24 protein-coding genes are annotated in these 16,858 nt (G+C 49.4%); 17 read left to right on the top strand and 7 right to left on the bottom strand.

Going from position 1 to position 16,858, the window contains the following annotated elements; all coding sequences use genetic code 11:
* Window positions 1-20 precede the first annotated feature (20 nt).
* Window positions 21-953, bottom strand: coding sequence for a ketopantoate reductase family protein (locus ACN0TT_RS01430; protein ID WP_417760366.1), 933 nt, complete (start codon window positions 951-953; stop codon window positions 21-23).
* Window positions 950-1,312, bottom strand: coding sequence for a VanZ family protein (locus tag ACN0TT_RS01425; RefSeq protein ID WP_417760554.1), 363 nt, complete (start codon window positions 1,310-1,312; stop codon window positions 950-952). The genes ACN0TT_RS01430 and ACN0TT_RS01425 overlap by 4 nt, the downstream gene beginning before the upstream one ends.
* Before the next feature lie 143 nt (window positions 1,313-1,455).
* Here ACN0TT_RS01425 and ACN0TT_RS01420 point away from each other — a divergent pair, with 143 nt between their 5' ends.
* Window positions 1,456-1,941 carry a YajQ family cyclic di-GMP-binding protein gene (locus ACN0TT_RS01420; protein WP_417760365.1) on the top strand — a complete coding sequence of 162 codons (486 nt, stop codon included), beginning with the start codon at window positions 1,456-1,458 and terminating at the stop codon, window positions 1,939-1,941.
* 33 nt (window positions 1,942-1,974) lie between these two features.
* Here ACN0TT_RS01420 and ACN0TT_RS01415 read toward each other — a convergent pair whose 3' ends face one another.
* From ACN0TT_RS01415 to ACN0TT_RS01405, 3 genes are all read right to left on the bottom strand, one after another.
* Complete coding sequence (locus ACN0TT_RS01415) at window positions 1,975-3,369, bottom strand: AmpG family muropeptide MFS transporter (RefSeq protein WP_417760364.1); 1,395 nt, start codon at window positions 3,367-3,369, stop codon at window positions 1,975-1,977.
* A 142-nt stretch (window positions 3,370-3,511) separates the two neighbouring features.
* Window positions 3,512-4,096 carry a peptidylprolyl isomerase gene (locus tag ACN0TT_RS01410; protein ID WP_417760363.1) on the bottom strand — a complete coding sequence of 195 codons (585 nt, stop codon included), beginning with the start codon at window positions 4,094-4,096 and terminating at the stop codon, window positions 3,512-3,514.
* A 44-nt stretch (window positions 4,097-4,140) separates the two neighbouring features.
* Window positions 4,141-4,713, bottom strand: a complete 573-nt coding sequence (locus tag ACN0TT_RS01405; RefSeq protein WP_417760362.1) for a YajG family lipoprotein — start codon at window positions 4,711-4,713, stop codon at window positions 4,141-4,143.
* Window positions 4,714-4,877: 164 nt separating this feature from the next.
* On the opposite strand from ACN0TT_RS01405, the gene ACN0TT_RS01400 reads away from it, so the two are divergent.
* From ACN0TT_RS01400 to ACN0TT_RS01370, 7 genes are all read left to right on the top strand, one after another.
* Window positions 4,878-5,897, top strand: a complete 1,020-nt coding sequence (locus ACN0TT_RS01400) for a DUF2804 domain-containing protein (protein ID WP_417760361.1) — start codon at window positions 4,878-4,880, stop codon at window positions 5,895-5,897.
* 83 nt (window positions 5,898-5,980) lie between these two features.
* Window positions 5,981-6,631, top strand: coding sequence for a glutaredoxin 2 (grxB, locus tag ACN0TT_RS01395; protein ID WP_417760360.1), 651 nt, complete (start codon window positions 5,981-5,983; stop codon window positions 6,629-6,631).
* 289 nt (window positions 6,632-6,920) lie between these two features.
* Complete coding sequence (locus ACN0TT_RS01390; RefSeq protein WP_417760359.1) at window positions 6,921-7,727, top strand: UDP-2,3-diacylglucosamine diphosphatase; 807 nt, start codon at window positions 6,921-6,923, stop codon at window positions 7,725-7,727.
* Between the two features lie 83 nt (window positions 7,728-7,810).
* Complete coding sequence (locus ACN0TT_RS01385) at window positions 7,811-8,188, top strand: winged helix-turn-helix transcriptional regulator (protein WP_417760358.1); 378 nt, start codon at window positions 7,811-7,813, stop codon at window positions 8,186-8,188.
* A 44-nt stretch (window positions 8,189-8,232) separates the two neighbouring features.
* Window positions 8,233-8,493, top strand: coding sequence for a YciI family protein (locus ACN0TT_RS01380; protein WP_417760357.1), 261 nt, complete (start codon window positions 8,233-8,235; stop codon window positions 8,491-8,493).
* Between the two features lie 328 nt (window positions 8,494-8,821).
* Window positions 8,822-9,229 (top strand): DUF2809 domain-containing protein, encoded by a 408-nt coding sequence (locus ACN0TT_RS01375; RefSeq protein WP_417760356.1) that lies wholly within the window; start codon window positions 8,822-8,824, stop codon window positions 9,227-9,229.
* On the top strand, window positions 9,207-9,695 hold the full coding sequence (locus ACN0TT_RS01370; RefSeq protein WP_417760355.1) for a GNAT family N-acetyltransferase: 489 nt from the start codon (window positions 9,207-9,209) through the stop codon (window positions 9,693-9,695). Before ACN0TT_RS01375 ends, ACN0TT_RS01370 begins: the two co-directional genes overlap by 23 nt.
* 79 nt (window positions 9,696-9,774) lie before the next feature.
* Here the strand turns inward: ACN0TT_RS01370 and ACN0TT_RS01365 are convergent, their stop codons facing one another.
* Both ACN0TT_RS01365 and ACN0TT_RS01360 read right to left on the bottom strand, forming a co-directional pair.
* Window positions 9,775-10,998, bottom strand: a complete 1,224-nt coding sequence (locus ACN0TT_RS01365) for an MFS transporter (protein WP_417760354.1) — start codon at window positions 10,996-10,998, stop codon at window positions 9,775-9,777.
* Between the two features lie 35 nt (window positions 10,999-11,033).
* Window positions 11,034-11,450, bottom strand: a complete 417-nt coding sequence (locus ACN0TT_RS01360; RefSeq protein WP_417760353.1) for a universal stress protein — start codon at window positions 11,448-11,450, stop codon at window positions 11,034-11,036.
* A 201-nt stretch (window positions 11,451-11,651) separates the two neighbouring features.
* Here ACN0TT_RS01360 and ACN0TT_RS01355 point away from each other — a divergent pair, with 201 nt between their 5' ends.
* The 9 genes from ACN0TT_RS01355 (at window position 11,652) to ACN0TT_RS01315 (ending at window position 16,805) form a co-directional block, all read left to right on the top strand.
* Complete coding sequence (locus ACN0TT_RS01355) at window positions 11,652-12,575, top strand: LysR family transcriptional regulator (RefSeq protein WP_417760352.1); 924 nt, start codon at window positions 11,652-11,654, stop codon at window positions 12,573-12,575.
* Window positions 12,576-12,615: 40 nt separating this feature from the next.
* A complete protein-coding gene (locus ACN0TT_RS01350) occupies window positions 12,616-13,044 on the top strand; it encodes a GNAT family N-acetyltransferase (protein WP_417760351.1) in 429 nt (142 codons plus the stop codon).
* Between the two features lie 15 nt (window positions 13,045-13,059).
* The gene (locus ACN0TT_RS01345) at window positions 13,060-13,401 is read left to right on the top strand and encodes a hypothetical protein (protein ID WP_417760350.1); all 342 of its coding nucleotides are present in this window, start codon (window positions 13,060-13,062) and stop codon (window positions 13,399-13,401) included.
* Between the two features lie 131 nt (window positions 13,402-13,532).
* On the top strand, window positions 13,533-13,934 hold the full coding sequence (locus ACN0TT_RS01340) for a hypothetical protein (RefSeq protein ID WP_417760349.1): 402 nt from the start codon (window positions 13,533-13,535) through the stop codon (window positions 13,932-13,934).
* Window positions 13,927-14,361 carry a hypothetical protein gene (locus ACN0TT_RS01335; protein WP_417760348.1) on the top strand — a complete coding sequence of 145 codons (435 nt, stop codon included), beginning with the start codon at window positions 13,927-13,929 and terminating at the stop codon, window positions 14,359-14,361. The genes ACN0TT_RS01340 and ACN0TT_RS01335 overlap by 8 nt, the downstream gene beginning before the upstream one ends.
* Window positions 14,362-14,414: 53 nt before the next feature.
* Window positions 14,415-14,912, top strand: a complete 498-nt coding sequence (locus ACN0TT_RS01330; RefSeq protein ID WP_417760347.1) for an HAD family hydrolase — start codon at window positions 14,415-14,417, stop codon at window positions 14,910-14,912.
* 10 nt (window positions 14,913-14,922) lie between these two features.
* Complete coding sequence (locus tag ACN0TT_RS01325) at window positions 14,923-15,183, top strand: hypothetical protein (protein ID WP_417760346.1); 261 nt, start codon at window positions 14,923-14,925, stop codon at window positions 15,181-15,183.
* Window positions 15,184-15,233: 50 nt separating this feature from the next.
* Window positions 15,234-15,455 carry a hypothetical protein gene (locus tag ACN0TT_RS01320; RefSeq protein ID WP_417760345.1) on the top strand — a complete coding sequence of 74 codons (222 nt, stop codon included), beginning with the start codon at window positions 15,234-15,236 and terminating at the stop codon, window positions 15,453-15,455.
* Between the two features lie 138 nt (window positions 15,456-15,593).
* Window positions 15,594-16,805: a glycerophosphodiester phosphodiesterase family protein gene (locus ACN0TT_RS01315; RefSeq protein ID WP_417760553.1), complete on the top strand. Its 1,212-nt coding sequence runs from the start codon at window positions 15,594-15,596 to the stop codon at window positions 16,803-16,805.
* Window positions 16,806-16,858: the final 53 nt, after the last annotated feature.

The raw sequence follows: 16,858 nt of genomic DNA, 5'->3' as shown, positions 1-16,858 counted from the left end.
ATTAACGTTATCGGGTAAGTTTAAGCGGCTGCTGGGGATAAGCGGTTAATTTGACTGACAAGTTGTTGGTTGACCGGCAACGCCAGTTTGTGGGCCGCGGCCCGTTTGACAAGATAGCCGTTGATATAGTCGATTTCAGTGCGGCGTTTGTGCAGCACATCTTGATGCATTGAGGAAAAGTTCTCGGCGGTGAGCACCATGACTTGCCTGACCGTTGACGCCAATTTATCGCTATCTAAATGAATGTTTTCCAACCATGCAACTTGCTGCAACTCTTGCAGAATCGCATCAATTTGCGGTTGATACCGTGCCGCGGTGAGGGCACCATTGGGAATATTATTCAGTGCAGTTAGCGGATTGATGACCGCATTAACCGCCAGTTTCTGCCATAACGCCGGCATGATTTTCTCAACCCAACTGCTGTTGGGAATCGCTTTCAGCAGCAATTGACGGAGTTCACTCGATAACTCTGGGCCGCAGTAATGGCCAAATTGGCTCATGCCTTCCCCCGTATGGCGGATTAAGCGTGGCCCCAGTCGCAGTGCGCCTTGGCTGGTTGTGCCGAGTGATAAACCCAAACCATCTAAATGAGGTTCTAGCTCTAAATGGCTGCCAATGCCGTTGTGCAGCAGCAAAATATGGCACTGAGCACTTAATTTTGGCAGCAGGGCGCTGACGGCAGGCACAACCTGATAGGCTTTTAATGTGACTATCAGTAATTCAATATCTGGCAGTATGGTGGCGGTGAGATAATCACCAGTATTGATCACATCAAACTGATGCTGTTGGCGTTGCTGCAGTTCTGGTTGTTCGATAACAAAAGGTGTTGCTTGGTTGTTTGACGATGTCGCCTGATCCGGTTTTACTAGTAATAGCGGGGCTACGTTGGCATTGGCTAACTGATGGGCGATTAACTGTCCAATCGCGCCAGCTCCTAATATGGCTATCGTCATCGGTTCTTCCTTTTCCATTGGCGGTGCACTAAGCGGCAAAGCACTAGCAGTACATAGAACAACAATACACCACACATGTCGGCAATAAAATCTTGTATATCGCCACTGCGGTACGGCAGCTGCAGCTGGATAATCTCGATTAGTGCGCCATAGAGAGCGGCGTTAAACACTAACCAGTACCAGCGTGGCATAAAGGCTAAATAGGCCAGCCATGACAACATAAAGAAACTACCGACATGTCCTACTTTATCCATTCCTGGAATATTCTGTGGGTATTGTGGTCGAGAAAATACAAAGTAGCTCACCACAATCAGGCCTAATACTAAAGCGAATTTGAACAACAGTGGCTGTTTTATCAAGGCAATATCACTGGTTATTGGTTGAATAGCCATAATATGCAAACCAAAGAAAGCTGTCATCAGCTAAACCAATCTTGGTTCAGCTCTGTGTCAAGTTGCGATAAAATCAACGCCAAGACTTACTGAATTTAGAAGAAAAAATTATGCCTTCATTTGATATTGTGTCGGAAGTAGATGCGGTTGAACTGCGTAATGCGGTTGACAACAGCAAGCGTGAACTGGATACGCGCTTTGATTTTCGCGGTAAAGAGTTCTCGGTGGAATACAGCGATATGGTGGTGACACTGGCGTCTGAGTCTGATTTTCAGTGTAAACAGATGGTCGACATTCTGCGCGGACAACTCAGTAAACGTAACGTTGATGCTAAAGCGATGGCGCTGGACGACAAAATTGTACACACAGGTAAAACCTTTGCGCAAAAAGTACGTTTTAAGCAGGGGATTGAATCTGATACGGCCAAGAAGCTGGTGAAGATGATCAAAGACAGCAAGATTAAAGTGCAGACCCAAATCCAAGGTGACTCACTGCGGGTGACGGGCAAGAAGCGTGACGATCTGCAGGCGGTGATGGCATTGGTACGTAATGCTGAGCTGGAGCAAGCGTTTCAGTTTAATAACTTCCGCGATTAACTAAGCTGTTCAACGCGGCTGTATTGCTAGCCGCTATTGTTGCTCTGGCTCCGACTCTGTCGATGATGCGGGCGTATGCTCAACCGATTGACGATGAGCCAGTTTGACTAACAGCAATACCGGTAACCCAATGATACTGGCGCCAATGAAAAAGTTAACGTAACCATAAGCGTTAACCCATTCACCGGAAAAACCTGCCACAAACTTGGGAAACAGCAACATGATTGACGACAGCAATGCGTATTGTGTGGCGCTGTAGCCTGTGCTGGTGAGGCTCGATAGATAAGCAATAAATGCCGCAGTGGCCACACCGCCACTGAAGTTATCGATGGAAATTGCTAAGGTTAATAGTGGCACGTTGTAACCAACATAGGCTTGCAGCGCAAACAGTAGGTTAGTTGTCGCCACTAAAAATGCGCCTAAGTACAGAATCTTCATCGTGCCGTAACGGCTGATCATAATGCCGCCCGCGCCGGAGCCCACCAAGGTCATTATTAAACCAAAGACCTTGCTAAGTGTGGCAATCTCCTCTTTAGAAAAGCCCATATCCACGTAGAACACGTTCGCCATAATCCCCATGACGATATCAGAGATGCGGTAGCACGAAATCAGCAGCAGAATGATGATGGCGTGTTTGCCGAAACGGCGGAAGAAGTCGATAAATGGCATCGCGACGGCAGAGTATACCCATGCGCAAAATGCGGCTGGCAGGCTTGGCATACGGCTAGAGAGTTGCACTCGTAGGGCTTTTTCGGCTTCAGTCAGGCTACGGTTATCAATTTGTGGCTCTTTGGCAAATAGGGTGGTGACAAGGCCAATGCCCATCAACCCCGCCATGATGTGATAGGCAATTTGCCAACTGCGCAGATCATATGCCTCTGGCGTAGGCGATACCCACGCGGCCACCGTCAACGCGCCAGCGGTAGAGATAATCATCGCACTGCGATAGCCCACCTGTCCGGCAGCCGCTAATGCTGCTTGCATGTTTTCGGGGGCTGATTCGATACGGTAGGCATCAATCACAATGTCTTGGGTAGCGGAGGCAAATGCCACTAGCAGGGAGCAGATGACTAAATGATGCAAATTTTGTGTTGGGTCGCTGTTTGCCATACCGATGATAGCGCCAATCAGCACCACTTGTGATACCAGCATCCAACTGCGACGGCGGCCAAATAGGCGACTTAACAGCGGCAGTTTTAGCCTATCAACCAAGGGTGCCCATGCCCATTTGAACGCATAAGTGAGTGCGACCCAGCTGAAATACCCGATAGCCGCACGATCAATCCCCGCCTCGCGCAGCCAAAATGACAGTGTGGAAAATACCAGCATTAATGGCAGACCTGAGGAAAATCCAAACAGCAGCATCAGCAATACCCGTTTGTGGGCATAAACACCGAGCGCGTTTTTAATGCTAGAAACAGCGGACATGGGCATGGGGCATCTTTTGTGGCAGTGGCGTTAGCGTAAAAAGTTGAGCACTGATGTGCAAGCGCCGGTCCGAGAGCTGCATAGTCGATAACATTGTTATTACAACAACGAGTGTGTTCGTGGTCATCGACACAAATATCCTCTAACGCCTAATCAGCGTCGCTTTTTTCAAAATAATCGGCGTTAGTGGCACATCTTGCCAACGCAACTCTTTGTTTTCACCGGTGGGTACTTGTGACATCTTTTGCAGTACATCCATGCCTTCGGTGACTTCGCCAAATACGGCATAGCCCCAACGGCGGGGTGATGGGTCGAGCTTTTTGTTATCGGCGACATTGAAATAGAACTGACGAACCGCCGAATGTGGATCATTTTCGCGCGCCATGGCAATGGTGCCAGTGGTATTTGATAAACCGTTACCCGATTCGTTAACTATCGGTTTGCCTTCGGTGCGCTCTTTATAGTCCTGATCAAGGCCGCCACCTTGCACGACAAAGTCAGCAATCACTCGGTGAAAAATGGTGTTGTCGTATTCGCCCTCAACTACGTAAGTGAGAAAGTTGTTGACCGTAATCGGCGCCCGAGTGCGATCCAGTTCGACCACAATCTTGCCCATACTGGTTTCCAGCACCACGGTGGGATAGAGATTATCTTCTTGAATATCTACCTTTGCTTGCGCCACTTGGCAGCATAACAGCATGGTGAGGGCGAAAAGCCATTTGCTCATGGTGATGTTCAAGCCGCAGCAAATGGCGGCTACTCCTAGTCTGATTATTGCAGGAACTGATTGAGTTCAGGGTCGTTAATAATTCTGCTACTGAGCTCGGTCATCAGTTTGTTGATGTCCAACTCTAAGCTGGCAAAGTCAGCCGACATTGGCCCTTTAAGGGTGCTGGTGGCTGAATAGCTTTTGCTAAAGGTACGGTTTTCGTTCTCAGCCTTGATGGTGACCGCGAGCTTGGTCTTTGCTTCATATCCCATGCCGAGCATTGATTCGTCAACATCGGTCACGGCTTGGTTGACCACAATGGCCAGTGCGCGGTTACTGGCAGGGTCAATTTGATAACCCGCCTGAGTCAATGCTTGGTTAAACACCCGCTCTAGCGTCAAGTTAGGCGTTTCAGCAGGGCTGACATAACGACTGACTTCGTCACCATCAAGATAACGCGCGATGTAATTAGCACTGCGTTGATCTTGGCTCGACAGCGCGATAGGCGTCATGGCGTTGGCCGTTTGGGTTGTGACGTGCGGAATATCCGGGCTTAATACGATCGTTTTTGGTGAGTTGGCGGCGCATCCCATTAGCAGATAGGATACTGTTGCGAGGGTAACAAACAGTCTCATAAATACAGCCTAATCAGGGTTTGAACTGGCCCCAGCATAACAGATTTCATGGCGGGCAACAGTCCTTCTATCGCCGTTTGTTGCCGTTTACGGCATGGAACTGACTTTTGTCCGCGCAGGGATCGCGTTACAGTAACTACCTGATGTGATGAGGAGTGTCAAAAGTGGCAACAGGTGAATCTGGCATGGAACACAGTACCGTAGTAACACGTAATGCTCCCTCGACGCTGCTGCGCAATCATCAGCAGCCAAACTTCGGTTATTTTGATGGTGCAGTGCCATCGCTAGCGGCAATATCCGACAGTAAAGGTCGTGTGCTACCTACATCATTGAGTGCATTGACGAGTCCGGCGCATCGCCAACTTGAGATGGTGATGTTACAACATGCTGACTATCAACTCTTGCTACGACAATCCTCGCAGACGCTGGCCTCACAAGTGCTGGTGTTTGACTTAGTTCGGCAACAGGCGCGCCGTATTATGCCAAATCCGTTGGCACTGCGTTCCCACCAATTATCCCCCAGCGGCTACCATGGCGAGAGCCAGTGCGGCGTGATGAATTTTATTAAGTCGCAGGGCGATTGGCAGATCATGCTCAATATGCAGCGGCAGAAATTGCAGTTAATCGGCGAGGTGGCACTGCAACCCAATCCACTCAGTCTACCTGTGGTGAGTTGTGGTGCTATTGCTGGTGGTTGGAGTTACCAACAGCAGCATCATGGCCTCGCGGCAAGTGGTAAGTTGCAGCTCAATCATGAGCCGCAGGTGTTGAGCCGTATGAGCGCCGGATACAGCTTTTTTGCTACTGAGCAACGCGAGCGAACACCTTGGCATTGGTTGATGTTAAATACTGATCAGCAAGCGCATCGTATTGGTATGACGCTGGTTGATGGGCTTTCAGCCGCTTTCCCTGGTAACGCACTGTGGCTTGATGGTGCTCGTCATATCTTGCCATATTGCCAGATGGTGGCTAGCAGCGACATTGCTGGCGATTGGCAGTTAATTTCTGCGACCGAACAAGTCATTGGCCGTTTTGTCCCTAAAATCGACGTCAGTGTGCAACGCCCAGTGGGTAAACACCGTTCGCGCGTGATGTCAGGGGGGCTGGATATTGATATTCGCTTGCCTGATAACCAGTTGCTCAGTCTTCGTGGTATCCACGCCCTTGGCGGCATTGAATACTAAGGGAAAAATGACACCGCAGGTGCATTCAGCGGTTAAATATGCTTAGCTGTAGGGCTTAGCCAAACCACTGCAAGGAGTATACAGTGAAGCTGTTTATATTTGACCATTGCCCATATTGCGTGCGGGCGATGATGATGACCGGCTGGAAAGGCCTCAATGTGGATTGGGTCTACCTGCAAAACCACGATGTTGATGCCCGTATTGCGATGGTTGGTGCCAACATGGTGCCGATTCTCGAGAAGGATGATGGCAGTTTTATGGGGGAGAGCTTGGATATCGTGGCCTATCTCGATAAACAAACCGACACCCATAAATTGCAGCCGGCGCAATGGAGCGAACAGATCCAGCACTTTCAGCAGGAATCATCCTATTATGCGAGTCGCCTGCTGTTTCCTCGTAACTTAATGGTACAACTGCCAGAGTTTGAACGACCAGAAGCGGTGGCTTGGTATACCAAAAACAAGTCGGCGATGATCGGTATGTCTTTTGATGAAGCTTTCGCTAAATCAACGACCTATATCGGTGGCTTGGGGCATTGTTGGCCATTGCTCGCAGCAATAACTTTGCCATCTGAGCGTGATAACCAATTGAGCTACGACGATATTTTGCTGTTTCCCGGCTTACGTAATCTGACATTAGTAAAAGGCTTGGTGTTTCCTGAGCGGATCCGCACCTATATCGACGAGGTGGCCGCGCTGACCAAAATCCGTTTATACGATGATATTGCCGTGTAAACAGCTCGTTAGGGGCTGTTTATCTTTGCTGATTGTTTTTGCAGCAGGCAGCGCGTGATTTAGGCAAGGCAGGTGATGTGCCGTGTAGTTATTCTCCACCAACAGCGCCTAACGCTGAATAAATTGCGCGCTGTCGCTGCCCGAAGGGTTCATTTAAACGCACTCTGAACTTTGTTGCGCTCAGCTTGCTTAGTTGACTAAGCGTCGCAGATCTCGCCTCGTTCATAATGCGTTTAACTTGAACAAAAATGAAACACTAAAGATAAGCAGCCCCTAGGGAGTAGCCCGAATGACACAGACATCTACCGCTTACCATCAAGCGATTTGGCTATCGGATCTGCATTTAGGTGAGCCACATTGCCGTGCAGAGTATCTACTTGCATTTCTTGAAAAACATCAGGCCGAGCATCTGTTTTTGGTGGGGGATGTGGTGGATATGCAGGCGCTGACTCGGCGGCAATATTGGCCAGAAAGCCATCAAAAAGTGTTAGCGCTGCTATGCCAACGGGCGCGCAGTGGTTGTCATGTGGTGTATATCCCAGGCAACCATGATATGCCAATGCGGCAATATGCGGGTGGGCTGTTTGACTGTATTGAAATCCACCAGCAGTACCTCTATCACAGCCCTTATCACGGACGATTACTATTGCTGCATGGCGATGAGTTTGATCGCCAGTTGTGCTCCAGCAAATTAGAAAACTGGTTTGGCGATAAAGCCTATGATCTGGTGCTGTGGCTGAATCAACTGTGGAATCTCGGCCGCCGTTTGTTAGGCTTACCGTATCAGTCGGTGGCGCGCATGTTGAAGCGTTGCTCTAGCAAAGCAGAACGCGCCATGGGACGTTTTCGCCAAGCGGCGCTGGCGCGGGTGTTGGCCGAACAAGTCGATGGCATTGTTTGTGGTCATATTCATCTGCCGGAACTGCTTAATCTCCAAGGCAAACTCTATATCAATACTGGCGACTGGGTGGAAAACTGTACCGCAGTGATTGAACACAGTGATGGCCGTTTAGAGCTGAGCCATTTCAGTGAAGCTAAAAAACCGCTGTCACGTTTGGTGCCACAACGGGCCGTCGCGATGGCGAAATGTTCATGACGCTTAATTGCTATTAAAAACATAGCAATTCGACTTTCGTTAGCGCTATACTGCACGCTATTAAATCCATAGCGGAGCTGTTTATGGTGCACATTCCTCTGCCCGGTCAGCCGGTACGCGGCTCGCAGTCGGGCAAGCCTCTGATGGCGTTATTTGATTTGCTTGGCCGTCGCTGGGCAATGGGCGTGCTTTGGCAGCTTTGTGTTGGCGGCGCCTGTACCTTTCGTGAGTTACAAGCGCGCTGTGAAACTATCTCGCCAGCGGTACTCAATGCTCGCTTAAATGAATTACGTCAAGCACAGCTAATTGAACGTGGTGAAAGTGGTTATCAGACTACGGCACTTGGGGCGCAAGTGATTACGGCGCTGCATCCGCTCAAAGATCTGGCGGAGTTGTGGACGCAACAATTGCGTCAAACAAGCTCGAATGAAGCCGGTTCAGCGGAGAACCCCACTGCCTAGTGGCCGTCGCGCCGCTGTGTAATACCTACAACCCAAGGATGATTATGTTTATTGTGTCGTTGACCTATCGCTGTGATTTAAGCGAAATCGAGCGTCATCTGCCTGCCCATATTGCTTATCTTGATAAATATTATGCCGCTGGTGTATTCCTCGCTTCTGGGCGGAAAGTACCACGCGATGGTGGGGTCATTTTGGCAACCGCGCCAAATCGTGCTGCATTGCTGACAATACTGGCTGAAGACCCATTTCAGCGCCACCTATTAGCCGATTACCAAATTACCGAATTTGTACCTAGGGGCTGTTGATCTTTGCTGATTGTTTTTGCAGCAGGCAGCGCGTGATTTAGGCAAGGCAGGTGATGTGCCGTGTAGTTATTCTCCACCAACAGCGCCTAACGCTGAATAAATTGCGCGCTGTCGCTGCCCGAAGGGTTCATTTAAACGCACTCTGAACTTTGTTGCGCCCAGCTTGCTTAGTTAACTAAGCGTCGCAGATCTCGCCTCGTTCATAATGCGTTTAATTTGAACAAAAATTAAACACTAAAGATAAACAGCCCCTCGCAAAGCCGCACCTGAGCTGTCGGCTTTACTAATGTAAGCTTGGCTGCAGATTACCCAATATAAGGATATGGATTTGTTACGGTTTCATCGTTATTACTTTGCTGCCAGCCTCCTATTGCTGGCACTGCTGGTGTTGATTGCAGTTTATGTCCATGACAGTTTTATTCGGCCATTTATGGGCGATGTGCTGGTGGTCGTGTGGCTTTACTGGTCGGCCGCGGCATTTATCAAAAGCAGGCCATTATGGTTGGCGATCGCCACTTGGCTGTTTGCGTGTGCCATTGAAGTCGGACAGTACTTCCAACTAGTCCGAGTGCTCGGATTGGAGCAATATCGCGCCGCGCGCATAATTATCGGCGCCACATTTGATTGGCTCGATCTGCTGGCATACAGCTGTGGCTTGCTGCTAATTCTATTGATTGAAGCCGCCACTCGCCGTGTTAATAAGGGAGCATCTGGTGATTTACCCGTTAACCCGTGAGCTATTTAGTCAGTTTTGGCCAACCTTTAAAGCGATTGCACAAGCGCAGCAAACTTATGCGTATGCGGCGGATATTACTGAAGCCGAGGCGTATCACTTGTGGTGTGAAATTCCACAGCTGAGTTTTGCGTGGGTGGAACATGGTGAGGTGCTTGGTTGCTACTATCTAAAGGCTAATGCGATGGGGCCGGGCGACCATGTGTGTAACTGTGGTTATATGGTCAGTGCTGCAGCGCGGGGCAAAGGCATCGCGCGGCAGTTGTGCCTGCATTCGCAGCAGCAAGCGTTAGCCGCAGGTTTTAGCGCCATGCAGTTTAATTGCGTGGTGTCTACCAACGAGGTTGCGGTTACGTTGTGGCAGAAACTCGGTTTTGCGATAGTCGGTACTTTGCCTAAAGCCTATCGGCATAGTGATTTGGGATTACTGGATTGCTACGTAATGTTTAAGACGCTGCATCAAGATTAAAAAAGAACCCTCACCAGCAGAGGTTGGCGAAGGCTCAATGGAGAACGAAAACGTTTGAAGCGCGAATCTAGTTAGCTGCTTAATGACTCATATGCTGGCTAAGTTGTAGTTGTTGCTCGCGTTGATGTTGTGCTTCTTTACGACCATGCAAAATGTAGTAAGCCACCAGACATAGCAGCATCACCAAGGCTAATAGTTCGTACATGCCAGAGAATTGCAGTGATGGCACGATAGTCCCCAAAATCAATGGGCCAAGGCCGACACCTAAATCCATAAAGATAAAGAAGGTTGAGTTGGCTTTACCCATCTGTCCGGCGGGCGCAAGTTTGATCACAATCGCTTGTGAACACGACATAAAGGTGCCAAAGCCCAAGCCAATCAAAGCGCCTGCCGCCAATATGGCAAAATTACTCTGAGCCATTCCCAATACCGCTAACCCGATAGCAAATAAGACGAAAGCGGGCATCATCACAATGTTGGCGCCTTTGCGGTCAAACAGTTTGCCAGTCATTGGTCGGCTGATAAAAGTGAAAATGGCGTACATGATGAAGAAAAACTTGCCGCCCGTTGTTAACCCTTGCTCTGACGTGTACGGCGAGATAAATCCCAGTAACGAGGCAAAGCCAATAGACACAAAAAAGGTGATCAGCGATAGCGGCAGCGCTTTGACGGTGAAGAAAGCATCCAGCGAAAATCCCGTTTCTTTGTGGGCAGATTTAGGCAGGACCACAGATTTTGGCGCCACCAGAATGCACGCCAAGCCCACGCCAATCAGCAGTAAAATGCAGGAGGCGACTAAGTTAACGGTTAAGTCACCATTGCTATAGGCAAATAATCCGGCAAAAGGGCCAATAGCTGTCGCCAGCGTAACAAACAGTGAGAAGTAGCTAGTACCTTCGCCACGGCGTTCTTCGGGAACGATTTCCGCCATGATGGTCGCGGTTGCGGTGGACGCCGCGCCAAACCCGATACCTTGAATAAAGCGTACGAGACACAGACTGTAAATATCGGCCACCCACAGGTTAGCCAGCGCGCCAACGAGGAACACGGCTAAGCCGATGTAGAGACAAAACTTGGTGCCGATGCGTTCGATAGAACGACCGACAAACAGCCGCGCCGCCAACACACCTAGAATGATAATGCCGCAGGATAACCCCGCTACCCCAAGTGATACATGCATGCTTTTCATGGCGTAATCGGTTACGACCACCATGGTGAGGTAATAAGCAAAGTTGATAAGAAAGCAGATAACGCTATTGATGATGTAATCTTTGGTCCATAGGACATTTTTTACTGCACTCATAAGATTTCCGTTAAAACTGAAGCACGAAATGGGGACTATTTGACGATCAGCACTGGCACCAGCGAATGCTGCACCACCGCATGACTGACACTGCCGAGAAACTCGCGAATGCCGGTAAGACCGCGACTGCCGACAATGATCAAATCGTTGTTATGTTCTTCGGCAAAACGCAGCAGTACGTATGAGGTATTTTGACCACTTAAACGGTGCAGATGTACCCGCGCAGAGCTGTCTTGTACTTTATGCTGTAGCTGCGTAAATAAACTATCGTTATGTTGTTGTACGTTGTCATCCAGCACTTCAACGCCATTGCTTAACTTGGCGACTTCTTCCACGTACAGCACATCAACGGTGATTTGTGGATGATCACGTAACTGCGTTAAGGCGGTTTGCAGGGCGCGATTAGACAGTTCGGCACCGTCATAGCCCACGAGTATTTTAGAACCCAACATGATGTCTATTCCTTCGATAACGGCAAGATGCCGGACGAATATCGAGCCTCGCGCTAGCGGATGCTAGCGTGGAGAGTGAGCGGGAAATTGAGCGCAACTTGCACAAAAGAGTTAAATCAACTGTGAGGCATAGGTATATCATTGATTTTAGATAATTAAAAATATATATTTTCTGATAACTTAATATAAAAAAAGATATATATGAATTTCTCCCATCTGCAAGCCTTTCAACTGGTGGCCGAACTGGGCAATATGACCCGCGCCGCTGAGCAGCTTAATGTGGCGCAGCCCGCCCTAAGTAAAATCATTGCCAATCTGGAGCGGCAATTTGGTGTGCCGTTGTTCGATCGTCGTGGGCGACGTTTAGAACTCAATCCCTGCGGAGAAGTGTTACTGAAGCGGGTTAAAGCGATTTTTAACGAGCTGGAACAAGCCAAACAGGAACTTGCCGACTTGGCTGGGGATGATACTGGTCATGTCACCGTGGGGGTGACCACCTCGCAGATTTTACCCAACCTGTTTGCCACTTATCTGTCGCAGCACCCTGAGATTAAATTCCGCCTATTTCAGGTGGCTGGGCGTTATGAAATCGCTAATCAACTGCGTGATGGTGTGGTGGATTTGTGTATCACTTCGCTGCCGCTGGAATATCCCGGTGAGGCCAATAGCGTGGCAGTCCAAACCTTAATGAGCGAGAAAATCTGCTTAGCAGTGGCGAGTGATCATCCGTTGGCGGAGCAAACATCGGTGACCCTAGATGACATCGCCCATGAAAAATTTATCAGCTATCCGCAAGAGGATGGTATCCGCGAGATCACGGATCGCGTGTGTCAGCAGGCGGGATTTCGTCCCAATGTGGTGTTTGAAAGCTTTGATAGTAGCGTGATTGCTCACCTCGTGCGCGATGGCGTGGGCGTAGCCTTGATGTCAGAAAGCTGGTGGCAAGGTGCCACGCGCGAACATCTTGTTAAACTGCCGATCGCCCACGACGCTATGCAGCGCAGCATTCTGCTGTCGTGGATGGATAACCGTTATTTGTCACCAGCGGCGCGTAACTTTTGTGAGTTTATTGGCGAATACGCCAAGCTGATGGAACGTGACGCATTGCTGGGGGAATTTTCGTAGCTAACGTTAAGCGTCTGAAATCAATAGAGGATTAAGCAATATGGATATTGAAGTCACTACCACGCCCGCACGCGACGATCTGGCACTATTGAGTCTTGGTATTCAGGCATATAACCAAGGCTTTTTACCCGCAGAGGTTGCACTAGAAGCGGATACCCATTTTGCAGTGTTGGCCCGCGACGAACAGGGACAGGTATGTGGCGGCATCCGCGCCAATGCTTTTTGGAATTACTGCATTATTGAGTTGTTGTGGTTATCTGATACAGTGCGTGGCCAAGGTGTGGGCACGCGGCTCATTACTGCCGCCGAAGCATTCGCGTTAGCCAACGGTTTTACTGCTGTTCGCGTAGAAACGTTAGATTTTCAGGCGAAGCCGTTTTACGAGAAGCAGGGCTACCGCGTTTATGGTGAGCTGGCAAATCACCCGCAGGGGCACACCACCTATTGCTTAGTGAAAGATTTACGATAAGGATATCAACAAGGTATGAGTCAGCGATTTACTGACAAGTTAGCACAGCTCGCCACCTATGGGCTGGACAGCATCGATGCCACCGAACAGGTAACGGTGAACCTTAAAGACTTGATGTATGTTTATGCCACCTTGGAAGAATTTCAGCGTTTCTTTCACCAACCGCAACATTATCAAACGCTAGCGGATATCGAACGCTTTCTCGGCTCGGTCAATGATCCACGTGCTTATAAGTTGTTGCACACCGCCATTCACCATAAAATGCGGCCGATGTTGCCAGCGCATATCAATGACAAATATAACGACGGCGATTTTGATGCGCCGCAGTTACCCTTCTATTACGATGCCGATAGATAATGTCGCTGACTTCATATTGGTTTTGCTTTAGAAAAATAGCGCTTTAAGGTCATAGTCTTGTATTGGTGGGTTACAATAATCTGCTTTTATTCAACTGGTTATGTACAACCTCTTATTCACAAGGAGTATGTGTGAAAGAACGTCCAACATCGGTAACCATTATTGGTTGGTATCTTGTCGTAGTCAGTTTGTTGTCTTTAATGACAGGCATGCTGACACTAAATAACCCGATCGCGCAGCAAATGATGCAATCGAATGCATTACCTGTCGCTTTTCAATATCTATTTTCTGCCACGGCGTTGTTTGTCCTCGTGATTAATGGATTTTTGCTGCTCAAAGGTAACAATGTCGGTCGCTGGCTATACATAGGTTGGCATCTATTTTCTTTTGCACTGTCAATGTTCAATCTGTCGTCTAAAGCGGTACTCATTCCCGGACTGATTATTTTTCTGCTTATTACCTTCTTGTTATTTCGTCCCAACGCCAATGCGTATTTTGCCAAGCAACCAGAGGAGCCTATGACTCATGCGTAATGTTTTTGGCGTGTTGTTTTTCATCGCCGCGGGCTTTTTGGTATACATGTTGGGCTTATTTGCGTTTATCTCTATGCCAGAGGTGGGGAACGTTAAATGGATCTTGCTATCGCTGTGTTGTATTCCGTTGGTTATTTTTCATCTATTGGGGCTGGCGCTGTTTAGAAAGGCCAATTGGCAAACTAGCACGGGGATAACTCTGCTCTCAGGCGTAGGCATGACGCTCATGGTGGTGGTGTCTGTGGCTTCAATGAGGTCATCACCTGAGGTGATGATGATGGAAAACGCGTATGCTCTGGAGTTGATGAGTGATTATGTGGCTGGCAGTGTGGTGTCTACATTGCTGGCTTGCCTAGGTGGATTGCTACTATTTATCGGGAACACCACCAAGAAAAAGCGCCAGCAGCAACCGAGTAGTAACGTTTAAGATAGCAGGGCGGCGGAAACTTCGACTGATAACGTCTTATGGGGAGCTGAACATTGGCCACTATCTATTTGTTTGATTGGGGCAATACGCTGATGGTCGATTTCCCTGAACAGTCAGGCAAAATGTGTGACTGGCCAGAAGTGCGCGCCATTGAGGGGGCTCAAGCAACCTTGGCACAATTAGCAACCCAACATGCTATCTACATCGCAACTAATGCGGCCGATTCAGCGGAGGCGGATATTCACGCGGCGTTTATGCGCGTTGGCTTAGCGCCTTTTATTGCGGGTTACTTCTGCAAAGCCAACCTCGGTATTGGCAAAGGTTCTGCGGCATTTTTTCAGCAAATAGCGGCGACGCTGGACGTACCTGCCAGTGCACTGCTGATGGTGGGGGATAGCTACCAGCACGACATTGCCCCTGCTTTGGCATTTGGTGCGCGAGCTATCTGGTTTAATCCTACAGGCGCCAACACCCAGCAAGCATTGGCGCAACCCCTGCGGCAAATTCGCCAGTTAACAGAATTGTGCCAACCAGATTTTAAAGATAATTAAGGCGGAAACTATGGAAGCTCCTTGGCATGGCGAACCCGTTTCTCGCGTCATCCGCGTTCTTGCTTGGGTATTGTTGTTCTATTTTTTGATCGCCGCTGTTGCCGTAGGTTTTGAGACGGCCCAGCAGGGCGTGCGCTTTTTGTTGGGCAGCGACTGGAATGACTACCGAGAGCTATCTGTTTCCTGCTGTTTAGGGGCTTATTTTGTGGCGCTGGTGGTAAAAGTCGCGTTCACCGGCCATGCGCCGAAAACGTGGTTACCGTGGCGCTAAGCCAAGAGTGACGACGTTGAACAACATTTTCATCAGCTACGAGCATGACCATGACCATGACAGATAACCCCTCAATCAAGCGCTGCGCCGAATGCGGCAGCAACTTTATCATGAGCGCGTCACCGATGACCGGCCTGTGTCCAGAGTGTGCCCATCAACTCTATGGCTATGATAACTGCAATCATCAAATGCAGGCGGGACGCTGCGTCCACTGTGGTTGGGATGGCGCTGTCTCGCCTTATATCAAAGCGCAACAACTCAAGTCTCGCTAAGCTTCACACGTTAGTCGGCCAACACTGTCGAAATTGTCATCAAATGCCGTTAAGCTGGGGGTTTGAAAGGATTCACTAATTAACGAGTTGTCTATGCAGCAGTTAGCAGGATGGTTAGCGGTACTAAGTTTTATCGGCATGGCGGGCTGCGCTACCACGTCTGCGGACATGCCCGTGACAGCCAGCCAGCAACAGGCGTTAGCCCAAGTGGGGGTTAGGCCATTTTATCTGGTTGATGATATGGATGACGGCGCGCTCAAAGACAAACTCCAACAATGTGCCGCCGGGCCGTTCTATCGTAGTGAGTTTGTGATTTCTCATCGCGGCGCACCGCTGCAATTTCCCGAACATACCAAAGAAGGCTATCTAGCGGGCGCGCGCATGGGGGCAGGCACTTTGGAGTGTGATGTTACCTTCACCCAAGACAAGCAACTCGTCTGCCGCCACAGTCAGTGTGATTTAGCGGAAACCACCGATATTCTGCTGCATGATGACATCGCCAAACAGTGTCGCCAGCCATTTTCGCCAGCCGATCTCGGCAGCGGCAAACCCGCCGCGGTGCAATGCTGTACCTCCGATATCTCGCTGGGGCAGTTTAAGCAGCTCAAGGGCAAAATGGAGGGTGCTAATCCACACGCCACAACGCCAGCGGCATATCTCGCGGGCACACCGGCATGGCGCACTGAGTTGTATCAGCAAACCGGCACCTTGATGAGTTTGGACGAATCCATCGCACTGTTTAAACAACTCGGCGTCAAACAAACCCCAGAGTTAAAGGCACCGATGGTGCCGATGCCTTTTAACGACATGAGCCAGCAGCAGTACGCGCAGAAACTGATAGATAGTTACCGTGCTGCGGGCATTAGTGCCGCAGAGGTGTTGCCACAGTCATTTTCTCTCGCTGATGTGCAGTACTGGATTGAACATGAGCCAGCGTTTGGCCAACAGGCGCTGTTCCTTGATGAGGGCAGTAATAGCGATAATTTTGACCCGATGCAGCCGAGCAGTTGGCGTTGGAGTATGGCAGAGTTAAAGCAGCAGGGAGTTACCACCATTGCGCCAGCCATGTGGATGTTGCTGACGCTCGATGCCAACGGCGAGATCGTACCATCGCGTTACGCCATCGAAGCCAAAAAGGCCGGATTAAAGATAGTGGCTTGGAGTTTTGAACGCTCTGGTCCACTCGCCAACGGCGGCGGTTGGTACTATCAATCAATAAGCAACGCCATTGATAACGATGGCGATATGCTTAAGGTATTGGATGTATTAGCGAAACAGGTGGGCGTTAGCGCTATCTTTAGTGATTGGCCCGGCACGGTCACTTACTACGCCAACTGCATGGATTTGTAAGACGCCACAATTCCATGCACAAAGTTGAATAACTGCTACAATAGCGCGGTTTT

Origin of the sequence: Shewanella sp., assembly GCF_048265805.1 — a bacterium.
Classification (GTDB): Bacteria; Pseudomonadota; Gammaproteobacteria; order Enterobacterales; family Shewanellaceae; genus Shewanella.
Note: the sequence above shows the minus strand (reverse complement) of the source record. Positions and strands in the feature narration are given on the sequence as shown.

Excerpts from the sequence above, each read along its gene's own strand:
- ACN0TT_RS01430 (WP_417760366.1), bottom strand. The coding sequence starts at position 953 with ATGACGATAGCCATATTAGGAGCTGGCGCGATTGGACAGTTAATCGCC.
- ACN0TT_RS01420 (WP_417760365.1), top strand. The coding sequence starts at position 1,456 with ATGCCTTCATTTGATATTGTGTCGGAAGTAGATGCGGTTGAACTGCGT.
- ACN0TT_RS01415 (WP_417760364.1), bottom strand. The coding sequence starts at position 3,369 with ATGTCCGCTGTTTCTAGCATTAAAAACGCGCTCGGTGTTTATGCCCAC.
- ACN0TT_RS01410 (WP_417760363.1), bottom strand. The coding sequence starts at position 4,096 with ATGAGCAAATGGCTTTTCGCCCTCACCATGCTGTTATGCTGCCAAGTG.
- ACN0TT_RS01405 (WP_417760362.1), bottom strand. The coding sequence starts at position 4,713 with ATGAGACTGTTTGTTACCCTCGCAACAGTATCCTATCTGCTAATGGGA.
- ACN0TT_RS01390 (WP_417760359.1), top strand. The coding sequence starts at position 6,921 with ATGACACAGACATCTACCGCTTACCATCAAGCGATTTGGCTATCGGAT.
- ACN0TT_RS01385 (WP_417760358.1), top strand. The coding sequence starts at position 7,811 with ATGGTGCACATTCCTCTGCCCGGTCAGCCGGTACGCGGCTCGCAGTCG.
- ACN0TT_RS01380 (WP_417760357.1), top strand. The coding sequence starts at position 8,233 with ATGTTTATTGTGTCGTTGACCTATCGCTGTGATTTAAGCGAAATCGAG.
- ACN0TT_RS01365 (WP_417760354.1), bottom strand. The coding sequence starts at position 10,998 with ATGAGTGCAGTAAAAAATGTCCTATGGACCAAAGATTACATCATCAAT.
- ACN0TT_RS01360 (WP_417760353.1), bottom strand. The coding sequence starts at position 11,450 with ATGTTGGGTTCTAAAATACTCGTGGGCTATGACGGTGCCGAACTGTCT.
- ACN0TT_RS01355 (WP_417760352.1), top strand. The coding sequence starts at position 11,652 with ATGAATTTCTCCCATCTGCAAGCCTTTCAACTGGTGGCCGAACTGGGC.
- ACN0TT_RS01350 (WP_417760351.1), top strand. The coding sequence starts at position 12,616 with ATGGATATTGAAGTCACTACCACGCCCGCACGCGACGATCTGGCACTA.
- ACN0TT_RS01345 (WP_417760350.1), top strand. The coding sequence starts at position 13,060 with ATGAGTCAGCGATTTACTGACAAGTTAGCACAGCTCGCCACCTATGGG.
- ACN0TT_RS01335 (WP_417760348.1), top strand. The coding sequence starts at position 13,927 with ATGCGTAATGTTTTTGGCGTGTTGTTTTTCATCGCCGCGGGCTTTTTG.
- ACN0TT_RS01325 (WP_417760346.1), top strand. The coding sequence starts at position 14,923 with ATGGAAGCTCCTTGGCATGGCGAACCCGTTTCTCGCGTCATCCGCGTT.
- ACN0TT_RS01320 (WP_417760345.1), top strand. The coding sequence starts at position 15,234 with ATGACCATGACAGATAACCCCTCAATCAAGCGCTGCGCCGAATGCGGC.
- ACN0TT_RS01315 (WP_417760553.1), top strand. The coding sequence starts at position 15,594 with ATGGCGGGCTGCGCTACCACGTCTGCGGACATGCCCGTGACAGCCAGC.